Source organism: Mycobacterium sp. GA-2829 (assembly GCF_001499965.1).
Classification (GTDB): Bacteria; Actinomycetota; Actinomycetes; order Mycobacteriales; family Mycobacteriaceae; genus Mycobacterium.
The window spans coordinates 67312-93350 of the sequence record NZ_LQIT01000067.1 but is presented as its reverse complement, the minus strand read 5'-3'; the positions used below and the strand labels follow the sequence as shown (position 1 = coordinate 93350).

Here is a 26039-nt window from a genome sequence, read left to right as displayed (position 1 = left end):
CCTAACCCGGCCCCGCGGATCTCACACCGTCGGGTGTGCTGCGAACCACTCCAGCAGCAACGCCGCGAGCTCGTCGGGCCGCTCCTCGGGAATCCAATGCGACGCACCGGTCATCACCTCGAACCGGTACTCCCCCGCCACGTACCGCGCGGTGTCGTAGGCGCCCTTGGCCAGCAACGCCGGATCGTTGTCGCTCCACACGAACATCGTCGGCACCTTGACCTTGCCACCGGTCGCGCGCGGATCCATCAGCGGCATCCCGCGATACCAGTTGATGCCCGCGGTCAGTGCGCCCGGTTCCCGCATCGCCGCGACATCGCGGTCGGCCGCCGCGGCACTCTGCCCCATCCGGGTCAGCGCCGCCTTCGCCAAGGCACCATCGCGTCGGGTCAGCAGCAGTTCGGGCACGAACGGCAGCTGGAAGAAGTACATGTACCAGGACGCCAGGCCCTGCTTGCTGGTCGCGATCGCCTTGAGGAACGCCGCCGGATGCGGCACCGACACCGGCACCACCGTGGCGAGGCGCTCGGGATACTCCGCGGCGACTCCCCAGGCCACCGCGGCGCCCCAGTCGTGGCCGACGACGTGCACCCGGTCGGCGCCACTCGCGTCGATCAGCGCGCCGACGTCGGCGACCAGCTCCGGGATGCGGTAGTCGCGGCGCCGCCGCGGCCGCGCGCCGGGCGAGTACCCCCGCTGGTTGGGCGCCAGGCAGCGGTAGCCCTGCGCGGTGAGCCGCTCGATGATCGAGCCCCAACTGCTGTTGCGCTGCGGGAAGCCGTGCAGCAGCACCACCACGGGACCGTCGGCGGGTCCCTCGTCACGCACATCGAACACCAGGCCGTCGCGCCGGAACTGATCCATGGCGCTCAGCATCGCAGATCGGGGTGTCACAGTTCAGTCAACGCCGCGAACAGCTCCCGCATCCCGCGCAGTGACTGCGCCGGCAGAACTAGATCGCAGTACGGCAGCGCGGCGGCCATCGCCCCGGCGAGCGGGCGGAACCCGGGCTGGGCGGCGCGCGGGTTCAGCCACACCACCCGATGCGCCCGACGGCGCAACCGCGCCATGGCGTGGTCGAGGACCTCGGGCGGGTCGCTGTCCCACCCGTCGGAGGCGATCACGACGACCGCACCGCGCAGCGCCGCTCCATGCGCACCCGAGAGCAGTGCGGCCAGGTTGGCACCGACATGCGTCCCGCCGTAGCGGTCGGTGACCGTCGCGTTCACCCGCGCCAGCGCCGTCTCCGGGGATCGGTGGGCGAGCATCGGCGTGAGCCGGGTCAGGGAGGTCGAGAACACGAACACCTCGGGCCGCATGCGACCACCGCGCATCGCGGCCGCCCGCAACAGGTGCAGATACACCGCGGCGTAGGGCTGCATCGACCGGCTGACATCGCATACGAGCACGATGCGCCGCTCCCGCGCGCAACGGCGGGTGCGGGTCAGACGCGCCGTCTCCCAGCCGGTGCGACGGGACTCGCGGATCGTGGCCCGCAGGTCGACGCGCCGACCGTGCCGGTGCGGCTCGCGACGCAGCGTGTGACGGCGCGGCCAGTGCGGCGCGGTCTGTTCGAGCCAGCGGCCGAGCAGCCGCAGATCCTCGGCGTCGAACCGGTCGAACGGTTCGTCGGCGCTCGCGATGATCCGACTGGGTAGCAGCTCCGGCAATGTCAGGGTGCTCTGCGCCTCCGAAGCCGCCGTCAGCCCCGCCGGTCGGGTGAGCCACGGTAGGCCCTCCGCCTCGAGTGGTGGCCCCGCGCCGGCGCGCGTCGCCGGGCCCGACGCCACCGGTTCGCCCGGACTGCGGTGCAGCGACAGCGGATCCACCCCGAGCACGGCATCGGCGAACACGGCGGCGAAGACGCGATCGAACGTCTCGAGATCGTCGGCACGGTTCACCAGGGTCAGCCGCGCCGCCCAGTACAGCGTGTCCCGGTCGCGTGGCGCCAACTCCGTCATCGCGGACACGAAATCGGCAGGGCCACCGGCCGACACCGCCACCCCGCCGCCACGCAGCCGGGCCACCAGTGCCACCGCCAGGGCCGCGAGATCGACACCGGGCAGCAGCAGGGGCCGGCTCATCCGCGGCGTCGGCGCAGCACCACGAGCAGCAGCACCGACACCATCGCGGCGACCGCGACGGGCACGTACTTGGTGATCGCCGTACCTCCGGCCACCGCCAGCAGGTCGATGGGAGCGGCCTCCTCGGCCGGCTGTGTCACCGGCGGCGCCACTGCCCCGACCGGCTCCGCGGTGAGTTCGGCCTCCAACGACTCGACGAACTCGCCAAGCAGTTTCTCCGACACCTGCTGCAGCATCCCGCTGCCGAACTGTGCGAGCTTGCCGACGATCTTGAGGTCGGTGTCGACGGTGACGTGGGTGCCCTCACCGATCTCGCGCAGTTGCGCAGTCACCGTCGCCGCGGCGTTCCCGGTGCCGCGCGCCTCCTTGCCCCGTCCGTCGATGACGGCGCGGTGCAGTCCCGGGTCCTGCTCGACGAAGTGCACCTTACCGCTGAACTCGCTGGTGACCGGCCCGACCTTCACCTTCACCTTGCCGGCTACCTCGTCACCGTCGCGGCCGGTCAGCGACGCCCCGGGCATCAAAGGGATCACTCGTTCCAGGTCGGTGAGCACCTCCCACGCCCGCTCGATGGGCGCGTGCACGGTGAACTCGTTGGCGATCTTCATCGGCGTCCTTCCTGACGTCAATTCCAGCTGTGCTCGGCCAGCGCGTCGTGCAGCGCGGCGCTGTCGTCGGGGGTCTTGGCCAGTGCGCTGAGCCCGGCGAGCCCCCGGTCTCCGCATGCCGCCAGGTCGGCCACCCCGAGAGTGGCCAGGGCGGCCACCCAGTCGATCGTCTCCGCGATGCCGGGAGGTTTGTCGAGGTCGAGAGTCCTTGCCGCACCGACGAAGTCGGTGGCCTGTTCGACCAGCGCGGTGGTGGCGCCAGGCACGGTTCGACGCAGAATCGCCACGGCACGTTCGGGATGGGGATAGTCGATCCAGTGGTAGAAGCAGCGTCGACGCAAGGCGTCGTGCAGGTCGCGGCTGCGGTTGGAGGTGAGCACCGCAATCGGCGGCCGCTGCGCGGTGAAGGTCCCGATCTCCGGCACCGTGACGGCGGCCTCGCCGAGAAACTCCAACAGCAGCGCCTCGAATTCGTCGTCGGCGCGGTCGATTTCGTCGATCAGCAGGACCGGCGGGGTGGGGCCGCGGTGGCGCACACAGCGCAGAATGGGCCGGTCGAGCAGGTAGCGTTCGGTGTACAGGTCGGTTTCGGCGATGTCCTCCCCGCGGGCCTCGGCCAGGCGGATGCTCAACAGCTGACGTTGATGGTTCCAGTCGTATAGCGCCTCGCCCGCGGTCAGCCCCTCGTAACACTGCAGCCGGATCAACGGCGCACCCAGAACGGCGGCAAGGGTTTTCGCCGCCGTCGTCTTGCCCACCCCGGGCTCACCCTCGAGTAGCAGCGGGCGGGCCAGCGTCACCGCGAGATAGACCGCCGTCGCGGTGCCGGCGTCCAGCAGGTAGTCGCGCTCGTCGAAGCGGGCGATGACGTCGTCGACGTCGTCGAAGACCCGCTCAGTGGCCATGCGCCGCACAATGGTGCTCGGCCGGCGCGGCAGCGGAAACGCTTGTGTCCGGCGCAGGTTCACTCCGAAGCGTCGCGATGACCTCGGCCGCGATGGACACCGCGATCTCCGCCGGGGTGCGGGCCCCGATCGGCAGGCCCACGGGAGTGTGCACCCGCGCCCGTTCCGGTTCGGTGAGGTCGAGCCCGTCGAGCACCGCGGCACCGCGTACCCGGCTGGCCACCAGTCCCACGTACCCGACGCCGGCGTCGAGTGCGGCGCGCACCATCTCGGCCTCCGGGCCGCCGTGGCCGGCGATCACCACCGCGGCGGTGTCGCTCAACGGCCCGTCCCGCGCCACCTCGTAGCCGAGCAGATCGCACAGATCGGCCAGCGCGGCGGCGATCGGCGTCGCGCCGCAGATCCGGATCAGCGGCGGGGGTACCTGCGGGACGAGGAAGATCTCCAGCGCGCCGCCGGACAGGCACGGGTTGACCACGACGCAGGCACCCGGCGCGTCGGGGAAACCGACGTTGCCGTCGGGTAGCACCCGCAGCAGCACACTCTGTTTCGTCTGCAGGGCGCCCAGCGCGGCGTTGCGCACCGAGTTCTGCGCGCACTCGCCGCCGACGAAACCCTCGATCGTGCCGTCGGGCAGCAGGATCGCCTCGTCCCCGGCGTGCGCGGACGCCGGTGGCTGGGCGCGCACCACCGTGGCATGGACGAACGGGGTCCTGGTGCGCAGCAGCTGCTGTGCGCGGTCGTGCATCGTGGTGGCGGATCGCATACCCGGCTCCTGATCAGATCGGCGGGGTCGGCCGGCCCTGCATGGCCTCCCACACCCGCGACGGGGTCAGCGGCATGTCGGCGTGGCGGACCCCGAACGGCGCCAACGCATCCACCACCGCGTTGACCACCGCCGGCGGGGACCCGACCGTGGCGGACTCGCCGATGCCCTTGGCGCCGATCGGGTGGTGCGGGGACGGGGTGACGGTGAAGCCGGTCTCGAGGTCCGGCACCTCCATCGCGGTCGGGATCAGGTAGTCCATCAGCGAGCCGCCGAGGCAGTTGCCGTCCTCGTCGAAGGCGATCATCTCCATCAGCGCCATCCCGATCCCGTCGACGATGCCGCCGTGCACCTGCCCCTCGATGATCATCGGGTTGATCCGGGTGCCGCAGTCGTCGACCGCCAGGAACCGGCGCACCTTGACCACCGCGGTACCCGGATCGATGTCCACGACACAGAAGTACGCACCGTAGGGGTAGGTGAGATTGGACGGGTTGTAACAGATCTGGGCGTCGAGGCCGCCCTCGAGACCCTCGGGGAGGTCGCCGGCGCCGTGCGCGCGCATCGCGATGTCGGAGATCGTGACCGAGGCCGACGGGTCGCCCTTCACGCGGAACGACCCCTTGTCCCACTCCAGATCCGCGACCGACGCCTCGAGCATGCCCGACGCGATGATCTTGGCCTTGTCGCGGACCTTGCGGGCCACCAGCGCCGCGGCCGCCCCGGACACCGGTGTCGACCGGCTGCCGTAGGTGCCGAGCCCGAACGGCGTCTGATCGGTGTCGCCGTGCACGACGTCGATGTCGTCGGGCGGGATGCCGAGCTCCTCGGCGATGATCTGCGCGAACGTCGTCTCGTGCCCCTGGCCCTGCGTCTGCACCGACAGCCGCACGACGGCCTTACCGGTCGGATGCACCCGCAGTTCACAGCCGTCGGCCATACCCAGGCCCAGGATGTCCATGTCCTTGCGCGGGCCCGCGCCGACGGCCTCGGTGAAGAACGCCATGCCGATGCCCATCAGCTCGCCGCGTTCGCGTTTGGCCTTCTGCTCGGCACGCAGTTCGTCGTAGCCGATCATCGCCATGGCCTTGCGCATGGTGGTCTCGTAGTCGCCGGAGTCGTACACCCAGCCCGTCTTCGACGTGTACGGAAACTGGCGGGGCTGCAACAGGTTCCGCAGGCGCAGCTCGGCGGGGTCCATCTTCAGCTCGTCCGCCAGGCAGTCCACCAGCCGCTCGACGAAGTACACCGCCTCGGTGATCCGGAACGAACACGCGTACGCCACCCCGCCGGGGGCCTTGTTGGTGTACACCGCGGTCATGTGGCAGTAGGCGGCCTCGATGTCGTAGCTGCCGGTGAACACGCCGTAGAACCCGGCCGGATACTTCGACGGGGCCGCGGTACCGTTGAACGCGCCGTGGTCGGCCAGTACGTGCGACCGGATCGCCAGGATCTTGCCGTCGCGAGTGGCCGCGATCTCGCCCAGCATGATGTAGTCGCGCGCAAAGCCGGTGCTGGTGAGGTTCTCGCTGCGGTCCTCCATCCATTTGACCGGCTTGCCGAGCAGCAGGGATCCGACGATCGCGCACACGTACCCCGGGTAGATCGGCACCTTGTTGCCGAACCCCCCGCCGATGTCGGGTGAGATGACCCGGATCTTGTGTTCGGGCAGCCCGGCGACCAGCGCGTAGAGCGTGCGGTGGGCGTGCGGCGCCTGTGTGGTCGACCAGAGGGTGAGCTTACCGCTGACCGGGTCGAGGTCGGCCACCGCACCGCAGGTCTCCATCGGCGCGGGATGCACTCGGGGATAGACGATTTCCTGCTTGACCACCACGTCGGCCCTGGCGAACGCCGCCTCGGTGGCCGCTGCGTCGCCGGTCTCCCAGTCGAAGCAGTGGTTGTCGGTCTTACCGTCGAGATCGGTGCGAATGACCTCGGCGTCGGGGTCGAGGGCGCGGCGCGCGTCGATGACCGGGTCGAGCGGTTCGTAGTCGACGTCGATGAGTTCGACACCGTCGCGGGCGGAGTAGCGGTCCTCGGCGACGACGAACGCGACCTCCTGCCCCTGGAACCGCACCTTGTCGGTGGCCAGCACCGCCTGCACGTCGTTGGACAGCGTCGGCATCCACGCCAGCCCCTTGGCGGCCAGGTCGGCGCCGGTGACGACGGCTTTGACCTTCGGATGCGCCTGTGCGGCAGACACATCGATGCTGTTGATGCGGGCGTGGGCGTACGGCGAGCGCAGGATCGCCAGGTGCAGCATGCCGGGTAGCTGCACGTCGTCGACGTAGTTGCCGCGGCCACGGATGAAGCGCGGATCCTCCTTGCGGAGCATCCGCCCGTGACCGCACGGCTTCTGGTCGTTGTCGACCGGTCGTTCCTCGAGTGCGGTCATGACGCGCTTCCCGTCTCGATGAGGTGCTCACCGGCGGCCGGGCCGCGAGTGTCGTCGGTCTGTGCCTGCGGTGCGAAATCGTCGGCGTCGGGCCCGGGTTCGACGGTTCTGCCGTCGCGGTGCCGGGCCGCCCACTGCACCGAACGCACGATCGTGGTGTAACCGGTGCAGCGGCAGATCTGCCCGGAGATCGCCTCGCGGATCTCGTCCTCACTCGGATCGGGGTTGCGGTCCAGCAGGGCACGCGCCGTGATCATCATCCCGGGCGTGCAGAAGCCGCACTGCAGGCCGTGGCACTGCATGAACCCCTCCTGCACCGGGTCGAGCCGGCCGTCGACCTCGAGGCCCTCCACGGTCCGCACGGTGTGTCCGCCGGCCATCACCGCGAGCATGGTGCAGGACTTGACCGGCTCACCATCGACCTCGACCACGCAGGTGCCGCAGTTGCTGGTGTCGCAGCCCCAGTGAGTTCCGGTGAGCCGCAGGTGGTCCCGGAGGAAATGCACGAGCAGCAGCCGCGGCTCGACATCCGCGGTCACCGATTCGCCGTTCACGGACATGGTCACCTGCATGTCAGCTCCTTTCCCGGACCCGCTGCACAGCGGTGCGCAGCGTCCGCACCGTCAACTCCGCCGCCAGGTGTCGCTTGTAGTCCGCGCTGCCCCGGACGTCGGAGACGGGCTCGCAGGCCGCGGCGGCACCGCGACCCGCTTCGGCGAACGTCGCATCGGTGGCGGGCCGGCCCACCAGCGACCGCCCGACCTCGGCCAGCGCCGCCGGGTCGGGGTTGACCGCGGTCAGACCGACCCGCGCGGAGGCGATCGCGTCGCCGTCGAGTGTGACCGCCGCCCCGGCCGCGGTGACAGCCCAATCCCCGACGCGGCGTTCGACTTTCGCGTAGGCGCTGGAGCTGTCCGGGCGCAGTGGGATGCGCACCTCGAGCAGGATCTCGTTGTGCGTCAACGCCGTTTCGTAGGGTCCGGTCAGGAAGTCGTCGATGGGGATCTCACGCCGTCCGCCGGGTCCGCGGGCCACACACACCGCGTCGAGCACCGTGCACACGGTGGTCAGATCCTCGGCGGGATCGGCCTGGCACAGCGAGCCGCCGAGAGTGCCGCGGTTGCGCACCACCGGGTCGGCGATCACGCGTTCGGCGTCGGCGAAGATCGGACACACCGCAGCCAGGTCGGCGGAGTCCAGCACTTCCCGGTGCCGGGTCATCGCGCCGATGCGCACCTGACCCCGGTCTCGCACGATGTAGCCGAGCTCGCCGGTGAGGTCGTTGATGTCGACCAGGTATTCGGGGTTGGCGATGCGCAGTTTCATCATCGGCAGCAGGCTGTGGCCGCCTGCGACGATCATCGCCCCGTCGCCGAGGCGGTCGAGCAGTCCGATCGCGTGGTCGACACTGGTCGCGCGTTCGTATTCGAAGGGCCCGGGCACCTGCATGTGATCGACCTCACATTCGCCGACGAGCCTCCAGTCTCGGACCGGCCGACGCGGGCGTCAATAGCGGGTTAAGGAATCGCTTAACTCGCTCTGTTCAGCCTGGTCATGGTGTATCCGACCACCGGTCTCGCTGAGCCGGCGCCCCGAGCCGCCCCACCGCCCGGCGATGATTTCCGCGGCGATCGACACCGCGGTCTCCTCCGGCGTCCGCGCTCCGAGGTCGAGGCCGATCGGGCTGGACAACCGCGCCAGCTCGGCGTCGGTGAGACCGGCGTCGCGCAATCGGACGATCCGGTCCTCGTGGGTGCGGCGTGACCCCATGGCGCCGATGTAGCCGACCTCGGGCAGACGCAGCGCCACCTCCAGCAGCGGCACGTCGAATTTGGGGTCATGGGTGAGGACGCAGACCACGGTGCGCCCGTCGACGGCGCCGGCGTCGACCTGGGCGCGCAGGTAGCGGTGCGGCCAGTCGACGACGACCTCGTCGGCGGTGGGGAACCGCGCGGCGGTCGCGAACACCGGCCGCGCGTCGCAAACCGTGACCCGGTACCCGAGGAAGGTGCCCTGCTGGGCGACCGCGGCCGCGAAGTCGATGGCGCCGAACACCAGCATCCGGGGTCGCGGCGCATACCCGGCGACGAACACCTCCATCCCGTCGCCGCGGCGCTGACCGTCGGGGCCGTAGGTGAGCACGTCGCTGCGGCCGGCCGCGAGCAGGCCGCGCGCGTCGTCGGTGACCGCGGCGTCGGCGCGCGGGGAGCCCAGCGTGCCGGACACGGCGGCGTCGTGGGTGTCCGGACGGACCACCATCCGGCGCCCGATCCATGCCGGGTCGGGATGGGCGATGACCGTCGCCACCGCGACCGGCCGGTGGGCGTCGATGTCGTCGACGACCGCGCCGAGGTCCGGGAACGTCGCCTCCGACACCGCCTCGACGAACACGTCGAGGATGCCGCCGCAGGTCAGCCCGACCGCGAACGCGTCGTCGTCACTCACGCCGTACCGCTGCAGCACCGGGGTGCCGGAGGCCACCACCTCGCCGGCGAGTTCGTACACCGCGCCTTCGACGCACCCGCCCGACACCGAACCGCTGACCGTGCCGTCGGGGGCGACGACCATCGCCGCCCCGGGTTGCCGCGGCGCCGACCGGAACGTCCGCACCACCGTCGCCAACCCGGCTGTGCCGCCGCCACGCCACACCGCCGACAGATCGCTCAGCACATCTCGCACGTTGCCAATGTATGCCCGCCGTAGGCTGCACATCGTGACACCGGCTCAACTCCGGGCCTACTCCGCCGTGGTACGGCTGGGGTCGGTGCACGCTGCCGCCGAGGAACTCGGGATGTCCGACGCCGGGATCTCCATGCACGTCGCGCAGCTGCGCAAGGAGTTGTCCGATCCGCTGTTCAGCCGCACCGCGGCCGGGCTGGCGTTCACCCCGGGCGGGCTGCGGCTGGCGAGCCGGGCCATCGAGATCCTGGGCCTGCAACAACAGACCGCGATCGAGGTGACCGAGGCCGCCCACGGCAGGCGGCTGCTGCGGATCGCGGCGTCGAGCGCGTTCGCCGAACACGCGGCACCCGGACTGATCGACCTGTTCTCGTCGCGAGCCGACGACCTGTCGGTGGAACTGTCGGTCCATCCCGCCGGCCGGTTCCGCGACCTGATCGCATCTCGGGCGGTGGACGTGACCCTGGGGCCGGCACCGGCCGATCCCGGCCCCGCGGTCGTCGTCCGGCCGTTCCTGCGATATCAGATCGTCGCCGTAACCGGATCCGAAAGCGTTCTGGCCCAGGGCGTTCCGACGGACGCGCAGCTGCGCGAACAACACTGGCTACTGGGCCCGTCGGCGGGCAGCGCCGACGGGGAGATCGCCACCGCCCTGCGCGCCCTGGCGGTGCCGGAATCCCACCAGCGCATCTTCCAGAGTGACGCCGCCGCACTGGAAGAGGTGCGCCGAACCGGCGGGGTGACGCTGGCCATCGGATTCGCAGTGGCGAAGGAATTGTCCGCGGGGCGACTCTGTCAGCTCAAGGGCACCGGACTGCCCGCGACGGGCGAGTGGTTCGCCGCGACGTTGACACCCGCCGCACGGCAGCCCGCGGCCTCGGAACTACTGCGGTTCATCACCACGCCGCGGTGCACGCAGGCGATGATCCGCGGCACGGGGGTCGGGGTAACCAGGTTCAAGCCGAAAGTGCATGTGACGCTGTGGAGTTGAACCGGGTCAGCGCGGGGGTCGGCCGGCCTCCAACGCCCGGATCAGGCTGGCCGCATCCCACGGCCCGCGGTGGCGTTTCCCGTTGACGAAGAACGTGGGTGTGGAGTTGAGGTCCATCGATTCGGCGTCCTGCGCGTCGTCGCGGACCCGGTTGAGCACCTTCGACGCGTGCACCCGCACGTCCTGGTCGAACCGTTCGATGTCCAGTCCGATCGCGACGGCGTAGCGGTACATGTCCGACCACTCCAGATCGTCCTGGTGGGCGAACAACTGGCGGGCCATGTCGAAGAACCGGCCCTGCATCGCGGCGCCCTCGCAGGCCCGGGCGGCGTCGAACGACCGCGGATGCGCCCGTGCCAGCGGGAAGTGCCGCCACACGTACAGCAGGTCGTCGCCGAAGTGCGCGCGCACCTCGTCGATGGCGCCGGTCGCGCGGCTGCAGAAGGGGCATTCGAAGTCGCCGTACTCGACGAGGACCAGCGGGGCGTTCGGGTGGCCGCGGACGTGGTCGCGCTCGGCGTCGACCGGGCGCACGAGGGTGAGGCCGACCGGCTCCGGCGGGCTGATCGCGTCGGTGATCCGGAACAGCGCCCAGCCGAGCGTGAACGCCAGCACCGAGGCGATCAGGACACCGACGCGGGCCTGATCCTGCCGGGCCGGGTCGGTGATCGCGACGTCGACGATGAACAGCGAGATGGTGAACCCGATCCCGGACAGCGCCGCCCCGCCGGCCACCCGGCGCAGCGACAGTCCAGGCGCCAGCTGACCCCATCCCGTCACACTCATCAGCGCGGTGGCGCCGGTGATGCCGACGAACTTGCCGACCACGAGACCGGCCACCACACCCCAGGTCAGCGGCGAGGTCATCGCGGTGCCGAGGGTCTCCCCGGTCAACCGCACGCCGGCGTTGGCCAGCGCGAAGATCGGCAGCACGACGAACGACACGTACGGCCCGACGGCGGTCTGCAACCGCTCGTTGATCGAGATGGACTCGCGCAGACCGCGGGTGACCGCGCGGGCGTAGTGCGGGTTCGGCGACTGGCGGAAGGCGCGGACCAGATCGACGGTCTGCTCGACGCGTCGGCGCTCCGGGGTGAACACCGGGATGAGGACGGCGACGGCGACGCCCGCGAGCGTCGGGTGCACGTGCGCCAGGTACAGCGCGATCCACAACGCGAAACCGAGGACGGCGTAGGCGGGTCCGCGCAGCGCGGGCAGCCGGCGCACGCACGCCAACGCGACGATGAGCACGACCGCGACGCCCAACGGCGGCAACCGGAGGTCGTCGGTGTAGAACAGTGCGATCGCCGCGAGCGCACCGACGTCGTCGACCACCGCCAGGGTGAGCAGGAAGATCCGCAGGCGCGCCGGGAACTTCGGTTTGACCACCGCGAGCGCGCCGACCAGGAACGCGGTGTCGGTGGAGATCACCACCCCCCACGCCTGCGCGTTCTCCCCCGACGGGTTGAACGCCAGGAAGATGACGGCGGGCACGATCAGCCCGGCAATCGCCGCGACGACGGGCACCGCGGCCCGCGCCCGGTCGGTCAATTCGCCGATCACGAACTCGCTCTTCACCTCGAGCCCGACGATGAAAAAGAAGAACGCCATCAGGCCGTCGTTGACGAGGTGTTTGACCGACATCTCGGCCCGGTACTCGCCGAAGCTCAACGCGACGTCGGTATCCCAGAACTCCGAATAGGTGTGCGCCCACGGCGAATTCGCCCAGACGATCGCGAGGACGGTGGCGGCGAGCAGCAGCGCGGCGGCCCGGCTGCCGCTCGACCGCGAGGCCTTCGGGTCGCGGCTGAACCGGCTGGGCAGCGCGCCGACGGGCCGCGCGGACACCTCGGTCACGGTGCGGTGGGACCGGCGTCGGTGGCGTGTTCGCTCACCGCATAAGCGGCCTCCATGAGCATCCAGCCCGAAAGCTGCACGGACAGATCGCGTTCGGGAATCTCCGAGGCGTTGACGGCGCCTTCGACGAATGCGGCCTCACGACCGGCGGCGGTGGGCAGGTCGGCGGTGCGCTCCCAGAACGCGCCGAACAGCGGCAGCCCGGCCCCGTCCACCCCGACGGTCTGCCGGTTGGTCCACGCCGCCTCGGCCGAATCGAGGACCAGCCGGCGCGCGGTGTCGCGGGTCGCGATGTCGTCGGCGGTGTCGCCGGGCAGGCTGGTCGCGACCAGCGCGAGATAGCGGGCGAGGATGCCGTGAAACAGGCCGCCGTCACCGCCGCCCGCGCCCTTGAGGACTCCGTCGGCGGCCATGTGCTCGGCGACCGCCGCCACCAGCCGCTCCACCCGCATGGCGTGCTCGCCCTCGCCGGTGCGCGCGGCGAGTTCGACCTCGAGCCCCAGCACGACGCCCTGACAGTAGGTGTACTGCGCCCGCACCAGCGAGCCGGCCTTGATGCCGTCGAAGATCAGGTGGGAGTCCGGGTCGAGCAGCGTCTCCTCGATCCAGTCGGCCATCTGCTGCGCCCGCCGCAGCCGGTCCCCGTGGCGGGCGAGGAAGATCCCCGCCGGGCCGTTGGCGGGCGCGTTGAAGAACTGATCCTGCTTGCGCCACGGGATGCCGCCGCCGTCCTCGGGCACCCAGGCGTTGACCAACTGTTCGCTCAGCGTGTGCAGCGCCCGCGGTTTGGCCACCCCGGCGAGCCGGTCGGCGCGTTCGAGCGCCAAGGCGAGCCAGGCCATGTCGTCGTAGTAGTCGTTGACCCAGCGGCCGACGTTGCGTAGCCGGTGGGTGCGGATCTGCCGGACGATGCGCTGCCTGCGTGCCGGGTCGGGGGCGCGGACCTGGGCGTCGACCAGGCAGTCCAGCAAATGGGCCTGCCACCAGTAGTGCCAGGTGCGGAACTGCTTGTGCGGGGTACCCGCGGGCCAGGCCACCACGCCGAGCTGGGTGCCGGGCAGTCCCCACAGCCGCCGCAGGTGCCGCTGGGTGATCGCCGCTTCGGCGCTGGCCGCCCTGTTGGCCCACAGCTGATCCATGCGTCGATCCTGCCTCACCGGCGGCGTCCCGGAAACCGTCCCCGACGAGGGGGATGAGACGTTTCTGTCTCACTTGAGATACTATCGTTTCATGGCCACGGATCGCGAGAGCGTGCTGCGTGCGGCTGCCGACTTCCTCGGCCGCCGCCCGAACGCGACCGTGGACGAGATCGCCGCCGCCGCCGGCGTCAGCCGGGCCACCCTGCACCGGCACTTCGCCGGCAAACCGGCCCTGCTGGCCGCCCTCGACGAGCTGGCGATCTCCGAGATGCGCACCGCGGTCGCGGCCGCCCGGCTGGACGAAGGCTCCGCATCCGAGGCGCTGCGCCGGCTCGTCGCCGCCTGCCGTCCGGTGTCGCCCTACCTGGCGCTGCTGTACAGCCAGAGCCAGGACGTCGACGGCGACCAGTCGATGCAGGGCTGGGCCGAGGCCGACGCCGCGATCACCGCGCTGTTCGAGCGCGGTCAGCGCGCCGGGGAGTTCCGCCCCGACCTGACCGCGGCCTGGCTCACCGAAGCGCTCTACAGCCTCGTGGGCGGCGCGGGCTGGTGCATTCAGGTCGGCCGGGCCGCGAGCCGCGATTTCGAGCACATGATCACCGAACTTCTTCTGACTGGAGTACAGACCTCATGACCCGCCGCTGGCTCGCGCTCGGCGTCCTCACCCTGGCCGTTCTGGTCATCGGCATCGACGGCACCGTCCTGGCGCTGGCGACCCCGTTCATCAGCGCCGACCTCCACACCACCGGCACCCAGATGCTGTGGATCGGCGACCTCTACTCGTTCGTCCTCGCCAGCCTGCTCATCACGATGGGCAGCCTCGGCGACCGCATCGGTCACCGCAAGCTCCTGGTCTGCGGGGCAACGCTTTTCGGTGTCGTCTCGGTCGTGACCGCGTACGCGCCGACCGCCGAGGCGCTGATCGGCGCCCGCGCCCTGCTCGGTGTCGCAGGCGCCACGCTGGCACCCGCCACCCTCGCCCTGATCCGCGGCATCTTCGCCGACGAGCGTGAACGCTCGCTGGCCGTGGGCATCTGGGCGTCGACGTTCTCGGCGGGCGCGGCGCTCGGCCCGATGGTGGGCGGCGTGCTGCTCGAACACTTCTGGTGGGGTTCGGTGTTCCTGATCAACGCGCCGGTGATGGCCGTGCTGATCGTCGGCGGGGTGACGCTGCTACCCGAGCAGCGCAACCCCGCACCCGGACCGTGGGACCTGCCGAGCGTCGCGCTGTCGATGGCCGGCATCCTCGGCGTCGTCTACGCGATCAAGGAGACCGCCGCGCACGGTCCGGAACTCGGCGCCCTCGTCGCGTTCGTCGTCGGCGCCGCGGCGTTGACGGCGTTCGTGCGCAGGCAGTTGCGGCTGCCGAGCCCGGTGATCGACGTCCGGCTGTTCGCCAACCGCGCCTACTCGGGCGTGGTCGGCGCGAATCTACTGTCGGTGCTGGGCCTTTCGGGTCTGGTGTTCTTCCTTTCCCAGTACTTCCAGCTGGTGCAGGGGTACAGCCCGCTGGGCGCCGGGCTCGCCGAGCTGCCCGCCGCCGTGACCGCGACGGTCTTCGGTGTGCTGGCCGGGTTCGCGGTGCGCCGCTTCACGAAGCGGTCGGTGCTGACGACGGGTCTCGCGCTCGTCGGCGTCGCGATGGCCACGCTGACCACGATCCATCCGGGGTCGCCGTACCTGCACCTTGGCGTCGCACTGTTCGTCGTCGGTGTGGGGCTGGGCCTGGCGTTCACCGTCGCCAGCGACGTCATCCTCTCGATCGTCCCGCGCGATCGCGCCGGCGCGGCGGCCGCCGTCTCGGAGACCGCCTACGAACTCGGCACGGCGCTGGGCATCGCGGTGCTCGGTTCGATCTTGGCCGGGGTGTACCGCACCATGACCGTGCCCGCAGGCGTCACTCCCCGTGTCGCCACCGAGGCCCGCGAATCCCTCGCCGCGGCAAGCGAAGTGGCGACCACACTGCCCGCCGGACAGGCGAACGCACTGCTCGACGCGGCGCGCGCCTCGTTCAGCAGCGGGCTGGCGATCGCCTCCGGGGTGGGTGCGGTGCTCATGCTCGTCTCCGCGGCGACGGTGTGGGTCCTGCTGCGGGACCGGCTACCACGCCTGGCCGAGGTCGGCGTGCTGGACGATCCAGGTGTGCATGGCGATACCGGCGGCGACGCCCGCGTTGATGCTGCGTGTCGAGCCGAAGGCCGCGATTGAGACCGTCAGCCGCGCTGAGGTTTTCGCGTCGTCGGTGATCCCGGGACCCTCCTGCCCGAAGATCAGCAGGCAGTTCCGCGGCAGTGCGGTCGTCTCCAGCGGCACGGCACCGGGCACGTTGTCGACCGCGACCGCGACCAGATCCGCGTCAGCGGCGAAGGCCAGCAGCTCGGCGGTGGTGTCGTGGTGGCGCAGCCGCTGGTACCGGTCGGTGACCATGGCGCCGCGGCGGTTCCAGCGCCGTCGACCGACGATGTGGACGGTGTCGACGGCGAACGCGTTGGCCGTGCGGACCACAGCGCCGATGTTGGCGTCGTTGCCGAAGTTCTCGATCGCGATGTGCAGCGGATGCCTGCGGCGGTCGATGTCGGCGATGATCGCCTCGCGCGTCCAGTACCGGTAGGCGTCGACGACGTTGCGGGTGTCGCCGTCGCGCAACAGGTCCGGGTCGTAGCGCGGATCGTCGGGCAGCTCCCCCACCCAGGGCCCGACGCCGGGCCCCTCACCCCATTCGGTCGGACCCTTGCGGTCATCCATCGCGGGTCCACAGCGCGGCGTGGGTGCCGATCACCGACACCGACGCGAACAGCAGCGCCTGGTTGATCTCGCCCTGGGTGCACAGGGATCCGCGCACGTTGACCGCGTCCCGCGAGGCGTCGGGCAGCACCAGCATCGACGCCCCGTACGCCGAACAGGCGTAGCTGAGCCCCTTGCCGGGCATCGTCGGCGCGACGACCACCATCAGCGGGCCGCCCCGCTGGGCCGATTCGTCGCGGTATCGGCTTGCCAGCCCAGTGATCTCGAGTCCGAGCAACATGTAGCCGTTGCCGGTGAACGCCTCCGGATCGCCGAGCGCGTTCTGGTTCAGTTGGGCGCCGTCGGCGCGGAACGCGTCGAGGCTGGTGGATTTGAGCGTCAGGCCGGTCTCGTCGCTGGTAGGCAGCAATCCGACCGGAAACGCCGCGGCATAGGCGACCGTGGTGCCGGGCATCCGGTCCTGTGGCGAGTACGCGTAGACGCCGCGCACCTGGCTCTGGTCGCGCTGCGGGCCCAGGCAGACGGTGCCGGTGAGACGGTCGGGGCTGGGCGCCGACATCGGGGTGATGGACAGCGAGTCGACGTTCTGACAGCCGCCGATCCCGTTGGCCTCGATCGGGTGCACGAGCGCACCGTAGAGCCCGAACCGCAACGACTCCGGCGGCACCGGGGTGCCGTCCCCGGAGTGCGCGGCGTCGACGTCGACGAGCACGTGGTCGCCTTCGAAACGCATGTTGGACACGCTGATGTTCCAGCCCGAAACGGCTAGCGATTCACCGACTTTCGCCGTCGGTGCCGCGTAGACGTCGGTGGCGGCCTCGGTCTTCGAACAGCCCGAGACCGCGACGAGGAGAACCGTCACGCAGACGGCGACGAACGCGCGCACCGGCGATCAGGTGCGGCCGCGGCCGCGGCCCACGGTCCTGGTCATCACCCGGACCAGGGAGCGCGGCACCAGCCGGCTGACGGTGGTCATGGCCTTGTACTGCACGCTGGGCACGATGACGACCTTGCCCTTGGCGACGTCGGCGAGGCAGTCCCCGACGACGTCGTCGACCTGCAGCCACATCCACGCCGGGGTGCCCGACATCTCGATGCCGGCCCGTGCGTGGAATTCGGTGCGGACGAAGCCGGGGCACAGCGCGTGCACGCCGACACCCGTGCCGCCGAGACCGTTGGCCAGCCCCTCGGAGAACGAGATCACCCACGCCTTGGACGCCGAGTACGTCGATCCGCGGCCCGGCAGGAGACCGGAAACGCTCGCGACGTTGATCACGGTGCCGGCGTGCTTGTCGAGCATCGCGGGCAGCGCGGCGTGGGTGAGCTGCATGACGGCGGTGACGTTGACGTCGAGCTGGCACTGCAGCAGCGGATAGTCGGCGGTCCAGAACTCCCCGGCCGTGCCGAACCCGGCGTTGTTGACCAGCACGTCCACGCCCTCGGAGAGCCTGGTGGCGACCCTGGCACGGTCGTCGGCGTCGGCGAGGTCGGCCGGTAGCACCTCCACGGCGCCGCCGTGAATGCGTAGTTCGTCGGCGAGCTCGTCGAGGCGGGCGACGTCGCGGGCGACCAGAACGAGGTCATGGCCGTCGGCGGCGTAGCGGCGCGCGAAGCCGGCACCGAGGCCGGAGGTCGGTCCGGTGATCAGAGCGACGGGGCGTGGCATCGAGTGGGCGGTCTCAGCGCTGGAAGTTGGGCGAGCTGTGCCCGTTGCGCGCAGGCGGGGTGCGCGGCGCGGCGTCCGGGCGGGCCGCGGGCGGACCGTCGGGGCGGCCGGCATCCGGACGCTGGGCGTAGGGACGGCCAGGGCCGGGCCGACCCTGGAGCTGGGCGCCTTCAGGCTGGCGCGGCGGCGCCGGGACGAGCGGGCGGCTCGGGGAACCGCTGCGCCGGGCGACGGCCTGGACGGAGTCGGTCTGCGGGATCGGCGGCAGCACGCGCAGCAGATCGTTGAACTGCCGCACGGTGCGCAGACCCTCGTCCCACTGGGCGCGGGTGCTGGTGACCGGCATGCTGATCAGCGTCCAGTGCTGTTCGTTCCACATGATCTCGGCGCAGTCGGGCGCGGTGTGGGCGAACGTGACCATGCGGCGGTCGCAGGCGCGGCGGGCGGCGTCGAGGTTGGTGGAATACACCATCCGGGGCCCGATGGCTCCGAGCAGCCAGATGTCGTTCTCGCGGGGCTCCTTGATGCCCTTGAGCCGCATGTCCACCACCACGTTGGTGCCGACCTTGCGGTGCAGCGCGATCACGGTGGCCACGTCGTCGAGGTCGAAGATGAACACCGCCTCGCCGCGGATCTGGCCGAGCACGACGTTCTTGGCGGTGATGTCACCGACCGTGGACATCACGCCGCGTTTCCAGCGTTTGAGGATGTCGGCGGATTCGTGTTCGTAGTCGAAGCCGTGCGACTTGGCCCACGACTTCCGGCGTCGGCCGAGCCCGCGTCGACGATCGATGTCGACGTAGAGAAGCACGGCTGCACCCACGAAGCAGAGCGCAGACAGCGTGAACCAGAGCGGGACCATCGGACCTAGCCTACTTGCTGGTACCGCGTTCGCCCGAACTCAAGTTGGTCACAACCTTATTTCCGCACGCCGAGATCAGGGTTATGTCACGCCGATGGCCGTTTCGGCGTGCACAACCCTGATCTCGGGTGGGGGTGGCTAGCCCAGGACCAGCGATTCGCCGTCCGGGCTGAGGTTGACCGGCACGATGTCGCCGTCGTGCACGTCGCCGGCCAGCAGCATCTTCGCCAGCTGGTCACCGATGGCCTGCTGGATCAGCCTGCGCAGCGGCCGGGCGCCGTAGAGCGGGTCGAACCCGCGCTGGGCGAGCCACTTCTTCGCAGGCAGCGACACCTCGAGTGTGAGCCGGCGCTGCGCCAGCCGCTTGGACAGCTGCTGCAGCTGGATGTCGACGATCGACACCAGCTCCTCCGGGTTGAGCCCGTCGAAGATGATCACGTCGTCGAGCCGGTTGATGAACTCGGGCTTGAACGCCGAGCGCACCGCCGCCATCACCATCTCCTCGGTACCGCCGGCGCCCAGGTTGGACGTCAGGATGAGGATGGTGTTGCGGAAGTCGACCGTGCGGCCCTGACCGTCGGTCAACCGGCCCTCGTCGAGCACCTGCAACAGCACGTCGAACACGTCCGGGTGGGCCTTCTCGATCTCGTCGAACAGGATCACCGTGTACGGGCGGCGGCGGACCGCCTCGGTCAGCTGACCGCCCTGGTCGTAGCCGATGTAGCCGGGAGGGGCGCCGACCAGCCGAGCCACCGAGTGCTTCTCGCCGTACTCGCTCATGTCGATGCGGACCATCGCGCGCTCGTCGTCGAACAGGAATTCCGCCAGCGCCTTGGCCAGCTCGGTCTTACCGACGCCGGTCGGACCCAGGAACATGAACGATCCCGTCGGCCGGTTCGGGTCGGCCACGCCGGCGCGTGAGCGCCGCACCGCATCCGAGACCGCTTGCACGGCCTTCTTCTGGCCGACGACCCGCTTGCCGAGTTCGTCCTCCATGCGCAGCAGTTTGGCGGTCTCGCCCTCGAGCATGCGGCCCGCGGGGATACCGGTCCACGCGGACACCACCTCGGCGATGTCGTCGGGGCCGACCTCCTCCTTGAGCATGACGTCCTCCCGCGCCTCGGCCTGCGGCACCGCGGCGTCGAGTTTCTTCTCGACCTCGGGGATGCGGCCGTAGCGCAGTTCGGCGGCCTTTTCGAGGTTGCCGTCGCGTTCGGCCCGGTCGGCCTCCCCGCGCAGCGTCTCGAGCTGCTCCTTGAGCTCGCGGACGATGTCGATGGCGTTCTTCTCGTTCTGCCACCTGGTCGTGAGCTCCGCCAACTTCTCCTTGTGGTCGGCGAGCTCACCGCGCAACTTCTCCAACCGCTCCTTGGACGCGTCGTCCTCCTCCTTGGCCAGCGCCATCTCCTCGATCTCGAGGCGACGGACCAGCCGCTCGACCTCGTCGATCTCGACGGGCCGGGAGTCGATCTCCATGCGCAGCCGGGACGCGGCCTCGTCGACCAGGTCGATGGCCTTGTCCGGCAGGAAGCGGGCGGTGATGTAGCGGTCGGACAACGTGGCGGCCGAGACCAGCGCGGAGTCGGTGATGCGCACACCGTGGTGCACCTCGTAACGCTCCTTGAGGCCGCGCAGGATGCCGACGGTGTCCTCCACCGACGGTTCGCCGACGTAGACCTGCTGGAAGCGGCGCTCCAGCGCGGCGTCCTTCTCGATGTACTTGCGGTACTCGTCGAGCGTGGTCGCACCGACCAGCCGCAGCTCACCGCGGGCGAGCATGGGCTTGATCATGTTGCCGGCGTCCATCGAGGAGTCGCCGGTGGCGCCGGCGCCGACGATGGTGTGCAGCTCGTCGATGAACGTGATGATCTGCCCGGCCGAATTCTTGATGTCGTCGAGGACGGCCTTGAGCCGCTCCTCGAATTCACCGCGGTACTTCGAGCCGGCCACCATCGAGCCCAGGTCGAGCGAGACGACGGTCTTGTCGCGCAGGCTCTCCGGCACGTCACCCGCGACGATGCGCTGGGCCAGGCCCTCGACGATCGCGGTCTTGCCGACGCCCGGCTCACCGATCAGCACCGGGTTGTTCTTGGTGCGACGGGACAGCACCTGCACCACGCGGCGGATCTCGGTGTCCCGGCCGATCACCGGGTCGAGCTTGCCTTCGCGGGCGCGGGCGGTCAGGTCGGTGGAGTACTTCTCCAGCGCCTGGTAGCTGCCCTCGGGGTCCGGGCTGGTGACCCGGGCGCTGCCGCGGACCTTGACGAATGCCTCACGAAGCGCCTGCGGCGATGCGCCGTGGCCGGTCAGCAGCTTGGCGACGTCGGTGTCGTTGCTGGCCAAGCCGACCATCAGGTGCTCGGTGGAGACGTATTCGTCGTCCATCTCGGTCGCGAGCTGCTGGGCGGCGGTGACCGCGGCCAGCGATTCACGGCTCAACTGCGGTTGCGCGCTGGCGCCGGTGGCGCTGGGCAGCCGGTCGAGGAGGCGTTGCGTCTCGGTGCGAATCGTCGCGGGTTCGACGCCGACGGCCTCCAGGAGGGGTGCGGCAATGCCGTCATTCTGTGTCAGCAGTGCCATCAATAGATGGGCGGGCACGATCTGCGGGTTGCCTGCGGCGCTGGCCGCCTGCAACGCCGAAGTCAGCGCCGCCTGGGTCTTGGTCGTCGGGTTGAATGAGTCCACGACACCTCCGATCCTCTGGTTGGAATGGTTCTCGCCATACACAACGTGGTCAAGGTTGAGTCTGTTCCGCTCAACTTTAACTTTTTTCGGCACGTGCGGCTAGCGGCGAAGAACCGTTCAGCGAGCGTCGTGCCACGTACCACCCCGGCCGAAACTCTGGTAGGTCTCCAGTGGCCCACCGACGGCGAGGCGGTCGTACAAACAGTGTGCGAAGGCCGTGGCCAGCAGCAGTTCGGGCAATGGGTGGCCGGTGGGCTGCGTGCACGTGAGGGTGTAATCGAAGAAGTCGTTACTCGTCCCGGCATATCGCCAGCGCCGTTCCACGGTGGCGATCGCCGGGCCGGCAGTCGAGTGGATGGGCTGGCAGACCGCTGCGAAGCGATCGCGAGGATCGATACAGATCTCTGTCGTGGCCAGTTCCCGATCACCGGCCTCGAGCGTGACGGCGAGACGCGGTGTGCGAATCTGCCGCCAGACCGAGCTCGTCTGGCGGATGCGACCGAGGGTTCGACCTGCCGGGTCGCTGACCACGATGCTGTGCTTGCGGGCCAAACCGCCCAACCGCGTGAAGAACAGGACTCCTGCGCCCGTCGCGCCGACGACTTCGTACCCGAGATCGGCGATCTCGCGGTCGATGCCGGATAACCGGTTCCCGCGCGGACGGATCAGGCCCACCTGATGGCCGGTTGCCGTTTCCAGCGCGCACGAGACGTCGACGTCGCGGCCGCACGGGATGGCGCGCAACACCAGAACCGGCTCTCCGATCGGAAACCCCGCCGTCGGAGTTGTGGGCGCGACGCCATCCGTCCACTGGTGTCCGTCGAAGTACCTCAGCTGCCGGGGATCCCACGGATCGGTGAACCATCCCGGACCCGGGCTAGGTACCGATTCGTTCTCGATGGCCAACCTCCGTTCCACCTTTGACGCCGTTTCGGCGAAGAGTTGATCCTATCGATCGCCGAGGTCCGAGCAAGCATCAAATTGGCGCATTGTCGATGCTGACCGCGCTGGTACGTTGATTTCGGCAAATCAGAACGGAGGGCTGTGGGGATCTTCGACGACTTCGGCGACGTGCTGGAGAAGGTCGGCGGCACGATGCGGAAATTCGACCCCTTCGGCCCTATCGGTGAGGCCGGTGAGATGTTGACCAACATCGTGACCGTTGCCGAGGCCGTGGAGTCTTCCGGTCCGGACGCGCTCTGGAATCTCGCCGCCGACGCCGCCGAAGTTGCCAGCGTCGCGGAGTTCTTCCTTCCAAAGGCCAAGCAGACGCCGATCATCGCCGCGGGCCTGAAGACGGTGCTGGGCATGCAGGTGCTGTGTGGATGGACGACACCACCGGACCGGGGCGAGGGCTATGACAAGGGTTACCAGCTCTTCAACGAAGCGATCGAAACCCTCAAGACAGCGTCACCCGACGCCCGCTGGCAGGGCGCAGCCTCGGACGCTTATGCGGAGGCGAATGCCGAACAACTGGCGCGCGCTCGGATGATGGTTGACGCAGACATCGACGTGAGTAATGCGCTGTCGGCCGAGGCCGGAACGGTGGAGAACACTCGACGCATCCTCAACAACGCGGCGACGATGATGGGCAACGCGATCATCCCCGCGATCGCAGCCAAAGCCATTCCGCGAGTGGGCAAGGTGATATCCCTCGAGATCGAGATGTCGGTCGTCGGAGTCTCCCTGCCCACGTGCTTCTGGTACATGAAGGAGATGCGCGCAGCCTCGGAACGGGCCGCCAAGACCATCGATGACGCAACAAGCATCTACGAGGCCGTGAGCCGGGGCTGCTACCCGGTCAACATGTGAGGGGACGACTTCGATGAGTTCGCCGTTCGACGAATTGCGTCTCGACCCAATGCATCTCCAGGACCTTGCGGACAAGCAGGGCGGCGCAGCGAGTCAGATCGCTTCGGCCGCTCCGGTGACTCAAGGGGTGGCGGCCTCTGTGGCGACCAGCCACGGCAACATATGCGCACCCGCTTCCGGCGCGGCCGCCAAGGCCGAGAAGGCGCGTGCGGATGCGTGCGCGGCAATGGAGTTCGTGTCGACATCGCTGCAATCGAGCCTGCACACCGCCATCGCGCAGTACGCCACGACCGATTCCGAATCCAGTGACGAACTCGACGGCGGAATGCGACCTGCACCATGACGGACGAGCGAGAATTCGACGACGACGAACTTGCCGCCCTCGACGCGTTCACCCCGCACTTCGACGAGGACGCGGGCCACGAACTCGACGCCCTGGACGCCTTCAACCCGACCGGCACGGACGACAGCGACGACCCCGCGCAGGATCTGGCGTTCGTCGCGGCCAATCCGTCCGGAACCATCACGGTCACCGCCCTGCTGGGCGGCGAATGCCAACGCATCGACCTGACGCCCGCGGTGCGTGCACTGACCAAGACCGAACTCGCCGCAGAGATCGTGGCCGTTGCACAAGTGGCGGCACAGCGCGCGGGCGCCGGGGCCTACGAACTGTTCTCCACGATGTTCCGCGCCCAGGGTCAGGACCGGGCGTCGGTCGACGATCTGCTGCGGCACCGACTGCGGTTGCCGACGCCCGACGAAGCGGGCGCTTCCGCGGCCGAGTTGGCCGCTCGCTACCGCTGATCCACGCGCGTGGATCGTCTGCGAAGCAAGCGCGGAACTCGCCGGCCGACACGAACGCGCCGTCGCCCCCGGAACGAACGCAATCGGGTTAGCGTGCAGTATGTCCGAGTTCGGCGACTTCGAGTACGAACGGAAGTTCCTCGTCGGCGATATGCCCGCGGTGGCCGCCTCCGACCCGAGCCCGGTCCTGATCGCCCAGGCCTACCTGTTCGCCGCCGACGGCTACGCGGTCCGGGTCCGCCTGCAGGGCCCGGCGCCGGCCGAACTGGACGCCTCCCCCGCCGAACTCGTCGCCGCGCTGGGCGACGAGGCGATCGGCACCATGACCGCCAAGGGCCCTGCCGCAGGCGGGACCCGCTACGAGGCCGAACGCGACCTCGATCCCCTCGTCGCCGGGCAGATCGTCTCGCGCGCCGAGCACGTGGTGCTCAAGGTCCGGTCCTCGGTGTGGTTGGGCGAGGACGGCTGGGTGATCGACCGGTTCCTCGCCGCCAACGCACCCCTGGTGCTCGCCGAGGTCGAACGCAACTCCCCCGTCGTCGATCTGGTGATCCCGTCGTTCTGCACCACCGAGGTGTCCGAGGACGACCGGTTCCGCAATGAGCACCTGGCGTTCCACCCGTTCAGCGGATGGGCCGAGGACTACCGCAACGAACTGGCCCTGCTGGGCCCCACCTTCGTCGACACGCTGGGCTGCAACCACTTCGACGGCTCCTGACGCGCTACCTTTCCGCCCATGACGGGTAGTTGGGGTTCGGTGCTGGCCGAGTTGATTCCGCTGGCCCTGGTGATCGCGCTGTCGCCGTTGTCGATCATTCCGGCGGTGCTGATGCTGCAGACGCCGCGGCCGCGACCGACCGGGTTGGCGTTCGTGGCGGGGTGGCTGATCGGTCTTGCTGCGCTGACGGCGATCTTCGTGACGGTGTCCGGCGCGATCGGCGGGTTCGAGAAGCCGCCGAGTTGGGCGTCGTGGCTGCGCATCGTGATCGGCGCCGCACTCGTCGTCTTCGGCATCGTGCGGTTCGTGCGCAGGCATGCCTCCGCACACCAGCCGAAGTGGTTGCGCAGCATGACGACGCTGACGCCCGTCAAGGCCGCGGGCACCGCCGCCGTGCTGACCGTCGCCAACCCGAAGGTGTTGTTCCTCTGCGTGGCAGCGGGTTTGGCGATCGGGTCGGCCGGCCTCGGTGATGCGGTATGGCTGGCGGTGGTGTACTTCGCGGTGGTCGCGGGTTCGACTGTGGCGCTGCCGATCCTGGCCTACGTGGTGTCCGGTGGGCGCCTCGACGAACCCCTCGCGCGGCTCAAGGACTGGATGGAGCGCAATCACGCCACGCTGATGGCCGTGATCCTCGTCGTGATCGGACTCCTGGTGCTGTACAAGGGGATTCACGCCCTCTAGCCGGGCAGCCCGAGTTCCTCGGCGTCGGCGGTCAGGTAGCGCGTGATGGTCGGGGCGAGCAGCGTGACCAGCTGGTCGCCGGGCAGCGTGGCCAGCGGCGGGATCTTCATCACGTAACGCAGCATCGCGGTGCCGACGAGGGTGGTGGCGGCCAGCATCGCGCGCAGTCGCGCGGTGTCGTCGCCGCCGAGCACCCCGGAGACCGCGGTGAGCACGTAGGTCTGCATGAAACTGCGGAACGCCTCGTGCGCCTCGCTGTTGGAGGTGGCCGACTGCAGCATCACGACCATGCTCGGTCCGGTCTCCGGCGACTCCCAGATCTGCAGATACACCCGCACCATCCGGGTGCCCACGTCGTCGCCCGCCGCCGACAACGCCTCGACGAGCCGCTCCGGGTCGAGGATCAGCCGCAGCGACTCGCGGAACAGGTCGAGCTTCGAACCGAACAGGTACAGCACCATCGACGGGTCGACGTGCGCGTCGTCGGCGATGGCGCGCAGCGTGGTGCGTTCATAGCCGTCGACCGCGAACCGTTTCTTGGCGGCAGCGAGCACGGCCTCCCGGGACACCGGCTCCCCCTGGCGGCGGCCACGGCGGCGGGTCGTCTTCGCAGGTGAGGGCATACGACGACAGTATCAT

26 protein-coding genes are annotated in these 26039 nt (G+C 69.7%); 8 read left to right on the top strand and 18 right to left on the bottom strand.

Annotated elements, in window-relative coordinates; all coding sequences use genetic code 11:
- Positions 1–21: 21 nt before the first annotated feature.
- Genes AU194_RS28005 through AU194_RS27965 form a run of 9 tightly spaced genes read right to left on the bottom strand, consistent with a single transcriptional unit; the run spans position 22 to position 9437 of the window.
- Complete coding sequence (locus AU194_RS28005) at positions 22–864, bottom strand: alpha/beta fold hydrolase (protein WP_059092611.1); 843 nt, start codon at positions 862–864, stop codon at positions 22–24.
- Positions 865–890: 26 nt separating this feature from the next.
- Positions 891–2084, bottom strand: a complete 1194-nt coding sequence (locus tag AU194_RS28000) for a VWA domain-containing protein (protein WP_059092514.1) — start codon at positions 2082–2084, stop codon at positions 891–893.
- Entirely contained in the window at positions 2081–2692 is a 612-nt protein-coding gene (locus AU194_RS27995; protein ID WP_059092513.1) for an SRPBCC family protein, read from the bottom strand. Before AU194_RS27995 ends, AU194_RS28000 begins: the two co-directional genes overlap by 4 nt.
- A gap of 17 nt (positions 2693–2709) precedes the next feature.
- Complete coding sequence (locus tag AU194_RS27990) at positions 2710–3597, bottom strand: MoxR family ATPase (RefSeq protein WP_059092610.1); 888 nt, start codon at positions 3595–3597, stop codon at positions 2710–2712.
- Positions 3587–4363, bottom strand: coding sequence for an XdhC family protein (locus AU194_RS27985; RefSeq protein WP_082698883.1), 777 nt, complete (start codon positions 4361–4363; stop codon positions 3587–3589). Before AU194_RS27985 ends, AU194_RS27990 begins: the two co-directional genes overlap by 11 nt.
- 13 nt (positions 4364–4376) lie before the next feature.
- The gene (locus tag AU194_RS27980; RefSeq protein WP_059092512.1) at positions 4377–6758 is read right to left on the bottom strand and encodes an aerobic carbon-monoxide dehydrogenase large subunit; all 2382 of its coding nucleotides are present in this window, start codon (positions 6756–6758) and stop codon (positions 4377–4379) included.
- The gene (locus AU194_RS27975) at positions 6755–7330 is read right to left on the bottom strand and encodes a (2Fe-2S)-binding protein (protein WP_059092511.1); all 576 of its coding nucleotides are present in this window, start codon (positions 7328–7330) and stop codon (positions 6755–6757) included. Before AU194_RS27975 ends, AU194_RS27980 begins: the two co-directional genes overlap by 4 nt.
- Before the next feature lies 1 nt (position 7331).
- Positions 7332–8207, bottom strand: a complete 876-nt coding sequence (locus AU194_RS27970; protein WP_059092510.1) for a xanthine dehydrogenase family protein subunit M — start codon at positions 8205–8207, stop codon at positions 7332–7334.
- A 57-nt stretch (positions 8208–8264) separates the two neighbouring features.
- Positions 8265–9437: an XdhC family protein gene (locus AU194_RS27965; protein WP_059092509.1), complete on the bottom strand. Its 1173-nt coding sequence runs from the start codon at positions 9435–9437 to the stop codon at positions 8265–8267.
- Positions 9438–9471: 34 nt separating this feature from the next.
- Between AU194_RS27965 and AU194_RS27960 the strand changes: the two genes are divergently transcribed.
- Complete coding sequence (locus tag AU194_RS27960) at positions 9472–10428, top strand: LysR family transcriptional regulator (protein ID WP_059092609.1); 957 nt, start codon at positions 9472–9474, stop codon at positions 10426–10428.
- A 6-nt stretch (positions 10429–10434) separates the two neighbouring features.
- On the opposite strand, the gene nhaA is transcribed toward AU194_RS27960, so the two are convergent.
- Both nhaA and AU194_RS27950 read right to left on the bottom strand, forming a co-directional pair.
- On the bottom strand, positions 10435–12285 hold the full coding sequence (nhaA, locus tag AU194_RS27955) for a Na+/H+ antiporter NhaA (RefSeq protein WP_059092508.1): 1851 nt from the start codon (positions 12283–12285) through the stop codon (positions 10435–10437).
- Positions 12282–13424: a glycoside hydrolase family 76 protein gene (locus AU194_RS27950; RefSeq protein ID WP_059092507.1), complete on the bottom strand. Its 1143-nt coding sequence runs from the start codon at positions 13422–13424 to the stop codon at positions 12282–12284. Before AU194_RS27950 ends, nhaA begins: the two co-directional genes overlap by 4 nt.
- A 91-nt stretch (positions 13425–13515) precedes the next feature.
- Between AU194_RS27950 and AU194_RS27945 the strand changes: the two genes are divergently transcribed.
- Positions 13516–14058 (top strand): TetR/AcrR family transcriptional regulator, encoded by a 543-nt coding sequence (locus AU194_RS27945; protein WP_059092506.1) that lies wholly within the window; start codon positions 13516–13518, stop codon positions 14056–14058.
- The gene (locus tag AU194_RS27940) at positions 14055–15632 is read left to right on the top strand and encodes an MFS transporter (RefSeq protein WP_059092505.1); all 1578 of its coding nucleotides are present in this window, start codon (positions 14055–14057) and stop codon (positions 15630–15632) included. Before AU194_RS27945 ends, AU194_RS27940 begins: the two co-directional genes overlap by 4 nt.
- On the opposite strand, the gene AU194_RS31515 is transcribed toward AU194_RS27940, so the two are convergent.
- From AU194_RS31515 to AU194_RS27905, 6 genes are all read right to left on the bottom strand, one after another.
- Positions 15525–16169 (bottom strand): TrmH family RNA methyltransferase, encoded by a 645-nt coding sequence (locus AU194_RS31515; RefSeq protein WP_082698881.1) that lies wholly within the window; start codon positions 16167–16169, stop codon positions 15525–15527. The genes AU194_RS27940 and AU194_RS31515 overlap by 108 nt on opposite strands.
- A complete protein-coding gene (locus tag AU194_RS27925) occupies positions 16162–17055 on the bottom strand; it encodes a hypothetical protein (RefSeq protein WP_059092502.1) in 894 nt (297 codons plus the stop codon). The genes AU194_RS31515 and AU194_RS27925 overlap by 8 nt, the downstream gene beginning before the upstream one ends.
- 6 nt (positions 17056–17061) lie before the next feature.
- The gene (locus AU194_RS27920) at positions 17062–17835 is read right to left on the bottom strand and encodes an SDR family oxidoreductase (RefSeq protein ID WP_059092501.1); all 774 of its coding nucleotides are present in this window, start codon (positions 17833–17835) and stop codon (positions 17062–17064) included.
- Between the two features lie 13 nt (positions 17836–17848).
- Complete coding sequence (ttfA, locus tag AU194_RS27915; RefSeq protein ID WP_059092500.1) at positions 17849–18697, bottom strand: trehalose monomycolate transport factor TtfA; 849 nt, start codon at positions 18695–18697, stop codon at positions 17849–17851.
- A gap of 138 nt (positions 18698–18835) precedes the next feature.
- Positions 18836–21382, bottom strand: coding sequence for an ATP-dependent chaperone ClpB (gene clpB / locus AU194_RS27910; RefSeq protein ID WP_059092608.1), 2547 nt, complete (start codon positions 21380–21382; stop codon positions 18836–18838).
- A 117-nt stretch (positions 21383–21499) separates the two neighbouring features.
- Positions 21500–22288 (bottom strand): DUF2510 domain-containing protein, encoded by a 789-nt coding sequence (locus AU194_RS27905; protein ID WP_231743601.1) that lies wholly within the window; start codon positions 22286–22288, stop codon positions 21500–21502.
- Between the two features lie 138 nt (positions 22289–22426).
- On the opposite strand from AU194_RS27905, the gene AU194_RS27900 reads away from it, so the two are divergent.
- The 5 genes from AU194_RS27900 to AU194_RS27880 all read left to right on the top strand — a co-directional run bounded on the left by AU194_RS27900 (position 22427) and on the right by AU194_RS27880 (position 25400).
- On the top strand, positions 22427–23194 hold the full coding sequence (locus tag AU194_RS27900; RefSeq protein ID WP_059092499.1) for an EspA/EspE family type VII secretion system effector: 768 nt from the start codon (positions 22427–22429) through the stop codon (positions 23192–23194).
- A gap of 13 nt (positions 23195–23207) precedes the next feature.
- Positions 23208–23537 (top strand): type VII secretion target, encoded by a 330-nt coding sequence (locus AU194_RS27895; protein WP_059092498.1) that lies wholly within the window; start codon positions 23208–23210, stop codon positions 23535–23537.
- Entirely contained in the window at positions 23534–23998 is a 465-nt protein-coding gene (locus AU194_RS27890) for a hypothetical protein (protein WP_059092497.1), read from the top strand. The genes AU194_RS27895 and AU194_RS27890 overlap by 4 nt, the downstream gene beginning before the upstream one ends.
- 100 nt (positions 23999–24098) lie before the next feature.
- Positions 24099–24716 (top strand): hypothetical protein, encoded by a 618-nt coding sequence (locus AU194_RS27885; RefSeq protein ID WP_059092496.1) that lies wholly within the window; start codon positions 24099–24101, stop codon positions 24714–24716.
- Positions 24717–24734: 18 nt separating this feature from the next.
- Entirely contained in the window at positions 24735–25400 is a 666-nt protein-coding gene (locus AU194_RS27880; RefSeq protein WP_059092495.1) for a GAP family protein, read from the top strand.
- Here AU194_RS27880 and AU194_RS27875 read toward each other — a convergent pair.
- Positions 25397–26023 carry a TetR family transcriptional regulator gene (locus tag AU194_RS27875; RefSeq protein WP_197417767.1) on the bottom strand — a complete coding sequence of 209 codons (627 nt, stop codon included), beginning with the start codon at positions 26021–26023 and terminating at the stop codon, positions 25397–25399. The genes AU194_RS27880 and AU194_RS27875 overlap by 4 nt on opposite strands.
- Between the last annotated feature and the right edge of the window lie 16 nt (positions 26024–26039).